The sequence below is a fragment of the Gordonia sp. Swx-4 genome, from assembly GCF_030316175.1.
Classification (GTDB): domain Bacteria; phylum Actinomycetota; class Actinomycetes; order Mycobacteriales; family Mycobacteriaceae; genus Gordonia; species Gordonia alkanivorans.
This window is the reverse complement of sequence record NZ_CP128197.1, coordinates 4,944,527-4,957,785: the sequence shown is the minus strand read 5'-3', so window position 1 is coordinate 4,957,785 and position 13,259 is coordinate 4,944,527. Positions and strand designations below refer to the sequence as shown.

11 protein-coding genes are annotated in these 13,259 nt (G+C 68.9%); 9 read left to right on the top strand and 2 right to left on the bottom strand.

The features are described from left to right. The first annotated feature begins 100 nt into the window (after window positions 1-100). Entirely contained in the window at window positions 101-997 is an 897-nt protein-coding gene (locus tag PWF70_RS22440) for an SDR family NAD(P)-dependent oxidoreductase (protein WP_051405965.1), read from the top strand. A gap of 11 nt (window positions 998-1,008) precedes the next feature. Here the strand turns inward: PWF70_RS22440 and PWF70_RS22435 are convergent, their stop codons facing one another. Continuing rightward, window positions 1,009-2,544 (bottom strand): FAD-dependent oxidoreductase, encoded by a 1,536-nt coding sequence (locus PWF70_RS22435; RefSeq protein ID WP_006358015.1) that lies wholly within the window; start codon window positions 2,542-2,544, stop codon window positions 1,009-1,011. Between the two features lie 132 nt (window positions 2,545-2,676). On the opposite strand from PWF70_RS22435, the gene nadB reads away from it, so the two are divergent. The 7 genes from nadB (at window position 2,677) to PWF70_RS22400 (ending at window position 9,763) form a co-directional block, all read left to right on the top strand. Beyond that, the gene (gene nadB, locus PWF70_RS22430; RefSeq protein ID WP_006358014.1) at window positions 2,677-4,329 is read left to right on the top strand and encodes an L-aspartate oxidase; all 1,653 of its coding nucleotides are present in this window, start codon (window positions 2,677-2,679) and stop codon (window positions 4,327-4,329) included. Between the two features lie 74 nt (window positions 4,330-4,403). Further along, window positions 4,404-5,408, top strand: a complete 1,005-nt coding sequence (locus tag PWF70_RS22425; RefSeq protein ID WP_035753695.1) for an alpha/beta fold hydrolase — start codon at window positions 4,404-4,406, stop codon at window positions 5,406-5,408. 165 nt (window positions 5,409-5,573) lie between these two features. Then, the gene (locus tag PWF70_RS22420) at window positions 5,574-6,494 is read left to right on the top strand and encodes a hypothetical protein (RefSeq protein ID WP_035753696.1); all 921 of its coding nucleotides are present in this window, start codon (window positions 5,574-5,576) and stop codon (window positions 6,492-6,494) included. Window positions 6,495-6,665: 171 nt separating this feature from the next. After that, on the top strand, window positions 6,666-6,959 hold the full coding sequence (locus tag PWF70_RS22415; protein WP_006358011.1) for a metal-sensitive transcriptional regulator: 294 nt from the start codon (window positions 6,666-6,668) through the stop codon (window positions 6,957-6,959). A gap of 47 nt (window positions 6,960-7,006) precedes the next feature. Then, on the top strand, window positions 7,007-7,213 hold the full coding sequence (locus PWF70_RS22410) for a heavy-metal-associated domain-containing protein (protein ID WP_006358010.1): 207 nt from the start codon (window positions 7,007-7,009) through the stop codon (window positions 7,211-7,213). 1 nt (window position 7,214) lies between these two features. Then, the gene (locus PWF70_RS22405) at window positions 7,215-7,439 is read left to right on the top strand and encodes a hypothetical protein (RefSeq protein ID WP_035753697.1); all 225 of its coding nucleotides are present in this window, start codon (window positions 7,215-7,217) and stop codon (window positions 7,437-7,439) included. Further along, window positions 7,439-9,763: a heavy metal translocating P-type ATPase gene (locus PWF70_RS22400; RefSeq protein ID WP_035753699.1), complete on the top strand. Its 2,325-nt coding sequence runs from the start codon at window positions 7,439-7,441 to the stop codon at window positions 9,761-9,763. Before PWF70_RS22405 ends, PWF70_RS22400 begins: the two co-directional genes overlap by 1 nt. Window positions 9,764-9,897: 134 nt before the next feature. On the opposite strand, the gene PWF70_RS22395 is transcribed toward PWF70_RS22400, so the two are convergent. Continuing rightward, on the bottom strand, window positions 9,898-11,373 hold the full coding sequence (locus PWF70_RS22395; RefSeq protein ID WP_006358007.1) for an FAD-binding protein: 1,476 nt from the start codon (window positions 11,371-11,373) through the stop codon (window positions 9,898-9,900). Between the two features lie 169 nt (window positions 11,374-11,542). On the opposite strand from PWF70_RS22395, the gene PWF70_RS22390 reads away from it, so the two are divergent. Further along, window positions 11,543-13,105 (top strand): molybdopterin-dependent oxidoreductase, encoded by a 1,563-nt coding sequence (locus tag PWF70_RS22390; protein WP_006358006.1) that lies wholly within the window; start codon window positions 11,543-11,545, stop codon window positions 13,103-13,105. The last annotated feature ends 154 nt before the right edge of the window (window positions 13,106-13,259 follow it).

Genomic DNA, 13,259 nt, shown 5'->3' with positions numbered 1-13,259 from the left:
CGCGGGCCGTCCGGCCCATGGGTGGAAGGGATACCCGTCCGGTCGCGTGGCAAACGCGGCGCGAAGGTGTAGGACGTGACCGCGCGGGTAGTCCGAAACGGTGAAGATCTCCCTGAATCTGGGCCACGTGTGGCATCCGCGAGTCACCGACGAACGCCTCCGCCGGTTGTGTGCGGGGCGGAGCGCCGTCATCACCGGCGCCGGCTCGGGCATGGGTCGATCGCTGGCGAACAGGGTGGCCGCGGCGGGGATTCCGGTGCTGATCAGTGACGTGGACATGCGGGCCCTCGCCGAGACCGCGAGATCGGTGGCACGCCATGGGGTGGAACCGGACGCCACCGAGGTGGATGTCGCCGACGCCGCGGCTGTCACCGCCTACGCCGACGAGGTGACGCGACGGCACGGTGCACCCGCGCTGGTGTTCAACAACGCCGGCATTACCATGGTCGCGTCGGTCCTCGACGAGGACGACGACTACGCACGGCGGATCATGGCCGTCAACTTCGGTGGCGTGGTGAACGGTACGCGAGCGTTTCTCCCGTATGTCGATGCCGTTGGTGGACGAATCGTGAACACCTCGAGCGCATTCGGGTTGATGGGGTCCCCCGCGCAGTCCGCGTACTCGGCGTCGAAGTTCGCTGCTCGCGGGTTCTCGGAGAGCATGCAGAAACAGTTGCGCGCGAACGACTCCCGAGCCCGTATCCATATCGTGTGCCCGGGGGTCGTGCACACTGCGATCGCCCGGCGGGCCCGGTACGTGGACCCGGCGGTGCGAGAGTACGTCACCAAGGGATTCGACCGGCGACTGCCAGGTGCCCACCCCGACGCCGCGGCGACCGCGATCCTCGCGGGGGTGCTGGGCGACCGCGACCGAATCCTCGTCGGGATCGACGCACGGGTCCTCGACCTGGGCGTCCGACTGCTGGCCGGCGCTCTGCAACGCCCCGTCGCGACGGTGACCGGACCGGCGTTCCAGCGGATTCTCGGCGCGCGGTGACGTGCTGCGGATCAGCTGTCGGAGGAGTCCTGCGAGAACAGCTTTCGAGTCGCAGGACCTTCGAGTACCTCGCCAGAATGACTGAACCGAGAGCCGTGCAGCGGACAGTCCCAGGACTGCTCGGCGTCGTTCCAGCGCAGCACGCCGTACAGATGGGTGCACAGCGGTGCGACGGACTGCGTCTGGCCCGCCACGGTGCACACGCCCTTCGGTGAGGCCCCGGAATGCCCGACGCTGCCGTCGCCCTCGGCGGGTGAGGAGTTCGCCGGTTTCAGCAGGCCGAGGTAGCCGCCCACCATGTAGGCCGCCACCTGCGCGTTGGCCGATGCTGCCGACGCCAGTGATCCGGGCTTGGTGATCTCGGAGGAGCGCCAGGGGCGAACGGTCTTGGACCAGTGGGGTTCCGAACCGAGGATGCGCCCGGTCATCGACAACGCCGCCGCGACGCCGTTGGTGAGCCCCCACTTGGCGAACCCGGTGGCGACCTGAACGCTCTCCATGCCGGGGAGAAGTGGTCCGACGTAGGGCAATTCGTCGATCGTCGTGTAATCCTGCGCCGACCATCGCGCCACCATGCGGGCGGTGGGGAAATGCTTCTCGGTCCACGCGATCATGTCCAGGGCATGCTGCCGTTCGGATTTCGTGCGGCCCACCTCGTGTCCGAAGCCGCCGACCATCAGCAGCTCGCCGTCGTAGCCCGGCCGGGTCGCGGTCCGCAGCGAGACCGACGGATTGTCGGCGCCGAGATACATCTCGCGCGGGATCTCCTCGTCGACGGTGAACGCCGCCGCGTACGAGCGCTGCGGATGCACCCGCGCGAAGAACCCGGCGCGATCGAGGAACGGAACACCGGTCGCGATCACGACCGATTCGGCTCGGACGTCGCCGGCATCGGTGGTGAGGGTGTGCGGCGTGCCGTGGCGCAAGCCCTGCACGCGGACGCCCTCGTACAGGTGGCCGCCGTGCCCGCGCAGGTCGTCGGCGAGGGCGCGCAGCACCACCATCGGGTCGATCTGCGCTTGCCCGTCGAGACGGATGGCCGTCTTGACGTCGAACGGGAGTTCCGGAACGTCGACGTGTTCGACCGGGATGTCGTGCGCCCGGCAGGCCTCGAACTCCTTCTCCACGGTCTTCGCACCCGACGCGGTGGCGGCGAAGGTCAGCGCCGCACGCTCGTCGACCTGCAGACCCCGGTGGGTGAGGTAGTGCCGGAGCCAGGCCTGGCCCTCGAGGTTCGCGTCGACGTAGTCCTGCACTGCGGGCTTCCCGTGCCGACTCGAGATCGACGACAACCGCGTGCCCTGCAGCAGCGACAGCTTGCCGGTGGTGTGGCCGGTCGCGGCGGCGCCGATGTGGCGGGCTTCGAGGACGGCGACCTTCTGTCCGGCCCGCGCCAGCAGAAGTCCCGTGGTCAGGCCGGTGATGCCCCCGCCGACGACGATCTGGTCATAGGTGTCGACGGTCCCGAACGGGGTGGTCTCGGGACGCACGTCGGGGAGCCCGGCGTGATCGGAGTCGTTCGCCGGGTCGAACCAGAGGGTTTTCATGGTGGTCGGGGTTGCCGCGATCAGGCGCGATCAAACATTTCGCCGCCGGGAGCTGCGGGGTAGGGTTTTCGACTGGGAATCGAAAACATCCCGCCGGAGTTGAGACAGTACGACCGGCGAAAGGCGGATGACATGAGTACGTCCACATACGGACCGGGGGCGGACGCGGGTGACGCGGACCGTGCCGATCTCGTCGTGGTGGGGGCCGGTATCGCGGGCCTGACCGCCGCACTCTGCGCTGCGCAGAGCGGACTCTCGGTCGTCGTGGTCAACAAGGGCCCGAGCTGGCGTCCCGACCGTGGGGAGCAGCCGACCTCGACGTTCTACGCCCAGGGCGGCGTCGCGGTGGTCATGCCCGATGTCCGCTCGACCGGTCCGGACGACGTCGACTCGATCGATCTGCACCTCGCCGACACGCTCGCCGCGGGCGGCGGCCTCACCGACCCCGTGGCGTCGCGCCCGATCCTGGCCGACGGATGGTCGTCGGTGTCCGCGCTGATCGCGTGGGGCGCCGACTTCGATCGCGATGCGGACGGCGAGCTCCTGCGCACGCGTGAAGGCGGCCATTCGGTGCGACGGATCATCCACGCCGGCGGCGATGCCACGGGCGCCGCGATCCAGCGAGCGCTCCACAACGCCGTCGCGCAGCGGGAAGCCGGCCCCGGGCGGTGCATCCGCTTTCTCGACGACGCCATCGTGACCGGGATCCGGGTCGACGACGGCCGGGTCGCGGGGGTCTCGTATCTGCGGAACGCTCGATGGGGTGTGGTCGACGCGCCGACCGTCCTGCTCGCCACGGGCGGTGCGGGGCATCTCTACGCGGCGACGACCAACCCGTCCGGTGCCACCTGCGACGGCATCGCGCTGGCGCTGCGGGCGGGTGCGCACGTCGCCGACCTCGAGTTCATCCAGTTCCACCCGACGATGCTCTACACGCCGGGCGCCCGCGGGCGCCGGACGCTCATCAGCGAGGCCGTGCGAGGGGAGGGCGGTCGACTCGTCGACGTGCACGGACGGTCGGTGACCGACGGCGTGCACCCCATGGGCGACCTCGCACCACGCGATGTGGTCGCGAACGCCGTGGAGACCGCCATCGAGCTGACCGGGCATCCGTGCGTCTACCTCGACATCAGTGGGTTGCCCGACTTCGAGCGGCGATTCCCGACGGTGAGCGCCGGAATCCGGGCGGCCGGTATCGACCCTGCCGACAACCGCATCCCCGTCGTGCCGGGCGCCCACTACCTCTGCGGTGGCGTGGTGACCGACGACGAGGCGCGCACCGCCGTCGACGGTCTCCTGGCAGCCGGGGAGGTCGCGCGGACCGGCCTGCACGGGGCCAACCGGCTGGCGTCGAACAGCCTGCTCGAAGGGCTCGTCATGGGACGCCGTGCCGCAGCGGTCGCCGTTGGACGACGTCACCTGCGGCCGACGCGCCCGGTTCCCGTCACGACGCCGGGACCGGCGCCGATCCTCGACCGCGACCTGCTCCAGGACACGATGTCGCGCCGGGTGGCTCTCCGCCGGTCCGCCGACGGACTGGCAGCCGCGGCGGCGACGATCGCGAGTGCGCCTCGGCGAATCCCCGCAACGGTGCGCGAGGTCGAGGACGCGGCACTCACGCTGACCGCGTCCGCCGTCGTCGCAGCCGCGACCGCCCGGACCGAGTCGCGTGGCGCTCACGTCCGAACGGACTGCCCACTCACGGCCGAGGTCGGGGAATCCCACACCTTCCGCCTCGTCGACGGGGAGATCCGCGAGTCGGGATTCGCCGGCATCGCGGTCTGAACACCAGGCGCGCGCCGCGCACCCGAACACGCAAGTAGATGCGGTCGTCGGATACGAGCGATACATTGGCGCCGATGACCCACAGCTCACCAGACGCGCACGACGCCGAACCCCACGACCACTCCGATACCCCGCGACACGAGACCATCGACCTCGGACACATCACCCTCCACGCGCTGGTGTGGGGCCCGGTCGACGGCCCGGTTGCGGTGTGTCTGCACGGCTTTCCCGATTCGGCGTGGACGTGGCGTCTCCTCGCGCCCGAACTCGTCGCCGCCGGATATCGCGTCGTCGCACCGTTCACCCGTGGGTACGCTCCGTCGGACATCCCGCGGGACAAGGACTTTCATGTCGCGGCCCTCGCCTACGACGCCCGCGAGATCCACCGTGCGGTGGGCGCCGGTCCCGACGCGGTACTCATCGGGCACGACTGGGGTTCGTTGACGGTCAACGCCCTGTCGCACCGTTCGGACAACCCGTACTCGGCGGTGGTCGCGATGTCTGTTCCGCCGATACCCGCCATCCGGCGCGCGGTCGCCGAGGGGCCGGGAGCGGTCCGACTCCTGGCACGACAGGCGACGATGAGCTGGTACATCGGGTTCAACCAATTGCCGTGGCTGCCCGAGCGGAGTCTCGACTGGCTGATCCCCCTGCTGTGGCGACGCTGGCGGATCCGACGCCCCGGAACCCCGCGGCCGAATTACGACCTCGACGTCGACCGTGCCCTGGCCGCCCTGCCGACACGCGCACATCGCGCTGCCGCCCTGGGCTACTACCGCGCGATGCTCCGACCCCGGACCGATCCGCGGTACGCCGACCTCCGCGACGCCTGGTTGGGTGAACCCCGTTGCCGCACGCTGTATCTGCACGGCGCCGACGACGGCTGCATGCAGTCGAGATTCACCGACCACGTGCGGGGCGTGTTGCCCGACGGCAGTGCCGCCGCGGTCATCGCGGACGCCGGACACTTCCTCCACCTCGATCGCCCGGAGGAGGTGAATCGCCGGATCGTGATGTTTGTCGCCGGGACGCGCGGGGGCGAACAGGGTGGCACCGGACCGGCCTCCTTCGTAGACTGACGCCCGGGATCTTCACAGCACCGCGGCCGCCGGGGACGCCGTGGCGCTTGCCGGGGGGCGAGCCGAGGTCGGCACGAACACTCGAGAACCACTGCGAAGACCGGCGTGGCATGGCTGGATGGCGCGCGTAGACGTGAAGTACTGCAGGTATGAAGGGGAGTCCGTATGAACGGCGAAGGCTGTTGGTCGACGGTGGTGTGCCGGCCGACCGAACGGGCGGCGCTGGGACTGTCGGGTGACTCCGATTGGTTGTTGCAGTGCCGTCTCGCGATCGGCCATCGCGGGAACCACGCGACCGATGCGAGCACCCACCCGCGGCACGACCGCCGCCTCTGGCTCGAGTGGAACGACTTCGACGATCGCGCCCAGTCCCTCATCGAACGCAACCCGTGCCCGGTCCCATCGCCGGAAGGCGTCGGCTGCGTCTTCTTCGTCGGCCACGGCGGACCCCATTTCTATGCGCATTCGAACGGGCACGCCCCGTCGGTGATGTCCGGTGCCGGAACCGGTCATCATCAACGCCCTGCTCCCGGTCCCGACCGGACGGGGTCGCAGCCGCCGGCCCCGCATCCGCAGCGGATGGGGTCGCACCGGTTGCCGGACTCGCATCAGCCGCCCGCACCGCTTCCCCCGGCCGGGGCACCTGCTCCCGAGTCGGCCCACAGGGCCGAGCCCGAACCCACGCCTGAGTCGGGATACCGCGGCGGCCGCCGGTCGACGAACGCCGAACCGATCGCCGCCGAGGACTACCACGGCCGACGCCACCGGTCCGTCGCGCCGGGCCGAGACGTTTCCGGCCCGGCGGCACCGAACGCTCCGGCACCGAACGCCGCAGCACCCAACCCGGCAGCACCCAACCCTGCGGCACTCGGCCCGGCGCAACCCGGCCCGGTGGTGCCGCAGGCCGCTTCTCCGGCGGGCGCAGCTGTCCCGCCCGGGGTTGTCCCGGATGCGCAGGCAGAGGTTGCCGACCATTCCTCGGAGCCGGTTTCCGCAGCCGAAGCCGCACGTCGCGCCGAGATCAGCGCGGCCCTCGACGACGTCGCCGTAGCTCTGGCGCGCCTCGCCGCCGCATTGCGGCCGTAGCTCCCGCGATCCCCGAACCCCGACGCGCCCCGTGCCGGGGTTACGCGTTGCGCTCGCGCTCGACGGCCGCCGATCGAGATCACATACGGTAGGGGGGTACCGTCGACGGTTGAACGCTGGTATACCTGGTGAGGCATACCCCTGAGGGGTACCCGTCACAACAGGAGCGACATGGACGAGCACCAGCACGGCTACATCGGCCGCAAGGACGACTACCTCAAGCGACTCCGCCGCATCGAGGGTCAGGCACGTGGGCTGCAGCGAATGGTCGAAGAGGACTCGTACTGCATCGACATCCTCACCCAGGTGTCGGCCATGACCAAGGCACTGCAGGCGGTCAGCCTGGGTCTGCTCGAGGAGCACATGGCCCACTGCGTCGTGCGCGCCGCGCAGGAGAGCGACGCGGCCGGCAAGGAGAAGGTCGACGAGGCCATGGCCGCGATCGCGCGGCTCGTGAAGTCCTGACGTCGACGACCGGCCACACCCACGAGACTTCAACCAGAGGAGTACGGATGAGCACCACCAGCAACTACACCGTCACCGGCATGACCTGCGGCCACTGCGTCGCCTCCGTCCGCGAGGAGATCGAGGAGATCGCCGGCGTGACCAGCGTCGACGTCACCCTCGAGAACGGAGCCGTGCGCGTCGTCGCCGATCGTGAGATCCCGCGCGAGGAGATCGCCGGAGCGGTCGCCGAAGCCGGGTATTCACTGGTCTGACATGAGCATCCCCACGGGTCCTCTGGCCTACGTCGTCGCGCTGATCGCCGCTTTCGCGATCGCCTTCGGCGTCGGCCGGGCATGGGGACCGCAACCCGAGCCGGTCACCCACGACGCACCCTCGCACGGCGTCGTAGAGACGACCGTTCCCGACTCCAGCCCACGAGGCGACACGACACACACCGACACCGATCACGACGACATGACGAATGGAGGCGACCACTGATGTCCGCGAGTCCTGGCCTGCAACTGGTCGACCTCGACATCTCCGGCATGACCTGCGCGTCGTGTGCGAACCGCATCGAGCGAAAACTCAACAAACTCGACGGCGTGACCGCCTCGGTGAACTACGCGACCGAACGCGCCCACGTCGAGGTCCCCACCGGTCTCGCCGCCGACGACCTCATCGAGGTGGTCCGGGCCGCCGGTTACGACGCCGCGCCGATCCTGCCCGACCCGCCGACCGGGTCGGAAGCGGACACGACCGACACCGCACCGACCGCAGATCCGGAACTCGACGCGCTTCGGCAGCGGCTGATCGTGTCGGCGGTGCTGTCGGTCCCGGTGATCGCGCTGGCGATGATCCCGGCCTGGCAGTTCACCTACTGGCAGTGGCTGTCCCTGACGCTGGCCGCGCCGGTGGTCGTGTGGGGCGCCTACCCGTTCCACCGCGCGGCCTGGATCAACCTGCGGCACGGCGCGACCACGATGGACACGCTCGTGTCGGTCGGCACGCTCGCCGCGTTCGGCTGGTCGCTGTACGCCCTCTTCCTCGGCACGGCCGGTACGCCCGGCCTCACCCACGGATTCGACCTGCTGCCCCAACGAACCGATGGGGCATCGCACATCTACCTCGAGGCGGCCGCGGGCGTCACGACCTTCCTGCTGGCGGGTCGCTACTTCGAGAAGCGATCCAAGCGGCGCGCCGGTGATGCACTACGTGCACTCATGGACCTCGGGGCCAAGGATGTCGTGGTCCGCGGGCGCCGGGAGCGAAGCGAGCGGGCCCAGGATTCAGAGAGCGGCGTCGAGACCCGAATTCCCATCGGCCAGTTGGTCGTCGGCGACGAGTTCGTCGTGCGGCCGGGAGAGAAGATCGCGACCGACGGCGTCGTGATCGAGGGTGCTTCGGCAATCGACGCGTCGATGGTGTCCGGGGAATCGATCCCGGTCGAGGTGACCGCGGGTGATGCGGTCATCGGCGCCACCGTCAACACCAGCGGACTGCTCGTCGTCCGGGCGACCGCGGTGGGTTCCGACACCGCGCTCTCGCAGATGGCACGCATGGTCGCCGCCGCGCAGGAGGGCAAGGCCGACGCGCAGCGTCTGGCCGACCGCATCTCCTCGGTGTTCGTGCCCGCGGTGATCGCGATCTCCGTTGCCACGCTGGGCTTCTGGCTGGGTGCGGCGTCGTTGGACGACTTCGCAGGTGGTGACGTGACCTTCGCCTTCACCGCGGCGGTGGCGGTCCTCATCATCGCCTGCCCGTGTGCGCTCGGGCTCGCCACTCCGACCGCTCTGATGGTCGGCACGGGCCGCGGCGCACAGCTGGGCATCCTGCTGAAGGGGCCCGAGGTGCTGGAGTCGACCCGGCGCGTCGACACCATCGTGCTGGACAAGACCGGCACCGTCACCACCGGCGACATGTCGGTGTCGACGGTGACCGCGGCCGCCGGTAGGGACGAGTCGCAGGTCCTCGCGTGGGCGGCGGCAGTGGAGGCCGGGTCGGAGCATCCGATCGGACGCGCCGTCGTCGAAGCGGGGCGTGAGCACGTGTCGGAGAAGGCCCGGGACTTCGTGTCCACGCAAGGTGCCGGTGTTGCCGGCACCGTGGGAGACAGGCGAGTCCGGGTCCTCTCGCCCAGCAAGGTGACCGTACAGATACCCGCCGACCTCGCGGCCGCGGTGTCGACCGCCGAGTCGGGTGGCGCGACAGCGGTCGTCGTGCTTGTCGGGGATACGAAAGAGGATGCGTCCGAACCGGTTCCGGTCGGCGTGATCGCGGTGGCCGACCGGATCAAGGAGTCGTCGGCAGAGGCCATCGCCGAGTTCCGGCGCCTGGGTCTCACGCCGAAGCTGCTCACCGGCGACAACGAGGGTGCGGCCCGCGCAGTGGCCGACGAGGTCGGGATCGACGACGTGACCGCGGGTGTCAGCCCGCAGCGTAAGCTCGAGGTGATCGCCGAACTCCAGGAGCAGGGCCGCGTGGTGGCGATGGTCGGCGACGGCATCAACGACGCCGCGGCACTGGCGCAGGCGGACCTCGGTCTCGCCATGGGCACCGGCACCGACGTTGCGATGGCGGCCAGCGACCTCACGGTTGTGAGCGGTGACCTACGCGTGGTCGCCGACGCCATCAGACTGGCGCGTCGAACCCTCGGCACGATCAAGGGAAACCTGTTCTGGGCCTTCGGTTACAACGTCGCCGCGATCCCGTTGGCGGCCGCCGGAATGCTGAATCCGATGATCGCCGGGGCTGCGATGGCACTCTCCTCGGTGTTCGTCGTGGGAAACAGCCTGCGGTTGCGCCGGTTCTCCCCGACCCGCTGAGAACCGCCCCGGAAAACACGCCCAACTGAGAACCGCCCCTGAGAGCAACTCTCCAGAGAGGCGCCGGCGACATAGTGTCGTCGGCCCCGCTCCACAGGGTGTCTCTCAGGGGCGGTCTTCAGTGAGTGGGTACTTCAGCTCACACGCGAGGTCACCTTCGCCGCGGCGTGACGACCGGCGCGGCGACCGAAGTACGATCCCTCGCCCAATTGAGTTCCGCTGCAATACCCCTTGCAGTCTTGCGCGATGTTGGTGGCGCTCGCGCCCGCGGCGTACAGGCCCTTGATGACCGACCCCGACTCGTCGAGCACCTCGCCGTCGAGCGAGGTCGCCATGCCGCCCATGGTGAAACCGGCGTACACCGCCTTACCCAGTGAGAGGTCGTAGACGGCCCAGGGGCCCTTGTCCTGGGGTTCGAGGAACTCGGCCGCCTTGTGGAAGTCGGGATCCTCCTTCTTCGCGGCGTTCTCGTTGTACCGCGCCATCGTTTGCTGCAGATTGCCCTCGGGGATGCCGAGTGCGGCTTCCATCTCCGCGATGGATTCGTAACCGTCGATGAACTTGATCAGGTAATTGTGCTCCTGATTCATGTGCGATTCGTCGACGATGAGGTATGCCGTCGAATCCGGTTGTTCCAGAATGAATCCCGAGGTGCGGGCGTGGTACGAGTCCTCGGTGACGAATCGCTCGCCGAACTTGTTGACGATGACGCCCATGACCATGCTGGCCGGCGGGTAGATCGGGGCGGTGATGAACGCCTTGTCCATGTACTTCAGTTCGGCGCCGACCGAGCGGCCCATGCGGAGTCCGAGGCCGTCGTCGTAGGTGTTGCCCAGGACGAACGGCTTCTCGGCGAGGTGCGGCGTGTGCTCGGCGACCATCTCGGGGTTCATCACGAAGCCGCCGGCGGCGATGATCACCGAGGTGGCGCGGATGACGCCCTCCTCGCCGGGCCTCTTCCAGGTCACTCCGGCGACCGTTCCGTCGGAGTCGACGACGAGCTGCCGGGCGCCGGTTTCATACCGTACTTCGACGCCGAGCTCGCCGAGACGCTTGACCAGCAAATCGATGACCAGCGAGGCGCCACCGGTCTCGCCGGGAACCGGCACCTTGTGACCGCGCGGGGCGGGGACGGCCTGGTCCTTGAACGGCCAGACCTTCTCGTTGCCGGTGTACATCAGGCCTTCGGTGCCCGGTTGGATGACGGCTTTCTCCGGGTAGAAGCTGCGCTCGAAGGTGAAGCCCAGCCCCTCGAGCCAGTTGAAGTGGTCGACGCTGTCGACGCAGTACGCGTGGATCTTGTCGGCCTCGGGGTCGATGGACACCGCGGTCAGGTACTTCTCCATCTCCTCGGGCGAGTCGTCCTGACCCGTCGCCTTCTGGACGGCGGTGCCGCCACCGAGATAGAAGAAGCCTCCCGACAGTGAGGTGGTGCCGCCGGCCGCGGCGGCACGTTCGATGAGCAGGACGCGCGCCCCGTTCGCGGCGGCCTCTGCCGCGGCGCATCCGCCCGCGATGCCGAATCCGATCACGACGACGTCGACCTCGTCGGAGAATTCGGTCACCGATTCGAGGGCGACGGTCTCCGGGATCTCGGTACTGGTAGCCATGCGGCCAGATTAGCGGACTAACTAGAACCTGTTCTAGTCTTGGCGTCCATTCATCGGGACACCTTAGTGTTCGCACCGAATCAGCAGGTCAGCCGATTGATCGTCGGATGAACGGCGGGCCTTCGGCCGCGACCCGCCGCCACGTGCCCGAACTCCGGTATCAAGAAGTGTGACCTTCTCGTCGACCCCTCGTGCGCACACCGCGGCCCCGTGGCTGGCGGGGATCGTCGCGGTGGGTGCCGGACTGGCGGCCGGGGAGATCGCCGCGGTCCCGGTGTCGCCGGACGCGTCCCCGTACTTCGCGGTCGGCTCGTCGGTGGTCGACCACTCGCCCGAGGCGGTCCGGGAATGGGCCATCCAGACCTTCGGCATCGCCGACAAGGTCGCCCTCTTCGTCGGGATGGGCATCATCATCGCCGTGATCGCCGGCGCCTGCGGGTACCTCGAGCGGCGGCGTCCACCGCTCGGTTCCGCGATCATCGCGGTCTTCGCTGCCGTCGGAGTGCTGGCGGCGGTGAACCGGCCGGGCGCTACGTGGACGTATGCGCTGCCGTCGGTCCTCGCCGGGGTCGTGGGCATCGTCGTACTGAGGCTGCTGCTGGCACAGCTCGACGACGAGCCGCCGCCGGTCGAGGATGGTGATGCGGAAGATCGCGTCCACCAACCGATCTCGCGCCGGTTCGTCCTCGCGGCGGGTGGCGTTGCCGTGGCGGCCGTCGCGATCGGCGTCATCGGCCGTCGCATGCTCGCCGACACCGCGAGCACGCTGGCCGACCGTGCGCGGATCCTGCTGCCGAAGCCCGTCGACCCGGCACCGCCGATCCCGCCGGGTACCGAGATCGACCTCTCCGGCGCAACGTCTTTCATCACCGGCAACGACGACTTCTACCGCATCGACACCGCGCTCCAGGTGCCGACGCTCACCACCGTCGAATGGCGACTGCGGATACACGGCGAAGTCGACAGGGAGGTGACGCTCGCCTGGGACGACCTGCTGGCGATGCCGATGACCGAACGGCTCGTGACACTCGCGTGCGTGTCCAACGACGTCGGGGGAGACCTGATCGGCAACGCGCGATGGCTCGGCGTGCCGATGCAGATGGTCCTCGATCTCGCCGGAGTGCGGCCCGGAGCGGACATGCTGCTCTCCACCAGTGTCGACGGATGGACCTGTGGCACACCGATTTCGGACATCACCGATGGTCGCGACGCCCTGCTGGCGGTCGGTATGAACGGCGGGCCGCTACCCATCGAACACGGGTATCCGGTCCGTCAGGTGGTTCCCGGTCTGTACGGGTACGTGTCGGCGACCAAGTGGGTGGTCGACTGGGAGATCACCAGGTTCTCCGAGGCCAGGGCGTACTGGACCGATCGCGGATGGTCCGCGCTCGGACCCATCAAGCTGGCCTCACGGATCGACCGCCCGGCCCGGGGTACCTCACATCCTGCGGGTGAGGTCGTCATCGCCGGAACGGCGTGGGCGCAGCACATCGGCGTCGAGCGCGTCGAGGTCCGGATCGACGACGGGCCGTGGCAGCTCGCGGAACTGGCGACCGAGTACAGCGTCGACACCTGGCGTCAGTGGAAGTTCGTGTGGCAAGCGGACAAAGGCGACCACACGGTCACGTGCCGTGCGATCGACAAACAGGGGCGCCCACAGGTCGAGCGGTATCAGTCCCCCGCGCCCGATGGCGCGACCGGTCTGGACGAGCGTAGATACACCATCGCCTGATCGTCTCACCAGCGATTTCGGGGCCGGACGCTGGTCAGATAAAGATTATGAGAAATGGCGTTGTCAAGGGTTGAGTGAGGTATCCGACTCTCCTGAGATTGCGCTGAGAGCCCGTGTTATGTTTCTCCAACCTCTATATGTGAGCCGGGTGACA

Excerpts from the sequence above, each read along its gene's own strand:
- nadB (WP_006358014.1), top strand. The coding sequence starts at position 2,677 with ATGAGTACGTCCACATACGGACCGGGGGCGGACGCGGGTGACGCGGAC.
- PWF70_RS22420 (WP_035753696.1), top strand. The coding sequence starts at position 5,574 with ATGAACGGCGAAGGCTGTTGGTCGACGGTGGTGTGCCGGCCGACCGAA.
- PWF70_RS22435 (WP_006358015.1), bottom strand. The coding sequence starts at position 2,544 with ATGAAAACCCTCTGGTTCGACCCGGCGAACGACTCCGATCACGCCGGG.
- PWF70_RS22405 (WP_035753697.1), top strand. The coding sequence starts at position 7,215 with ATGAGCATCCCCACGGGTCCTCTGGCCTACGTCGTCGCGCTGATCGCC.
- PWF70_RS22415 (WP_006358011.1), top strand. The coding sequence starts at position 6,666 with ATGGACGAGCACCAGCACGGCTACATCGGCCGCAAGGACGACTACCTC.
- PWF70_RS22395 (WP_006358007.1), bottom strand. The coding sequence starts at position 11,373 with ATGGCTACCAGTACCGAGATCCCGGAGACCGTCGCCCTCGAATCGGTG.
- PWF70_RS22410 (WP_006358010.1), top strand. The coding sequence starts at position 7,007 with ATGAGCACCACCAGCAACTACACCGTCACCGGCATGACCTGCGGCCAC.
- PWF70_RS22400 (WP_035753699.1), top strand. The coding sequence starts at position 7,439 with ATGTCCGCGAGTCCTGGCCTGCAACTGGTCGACCTCGACATCTCCGGC.
- PWF70_RS22425 (WP_035753695.1), top strand. The coding sequence starts at position 4,404 with ATGACCCACAGCTCACCAGACGCGCACGACGCCGAACCCCACGACCAC.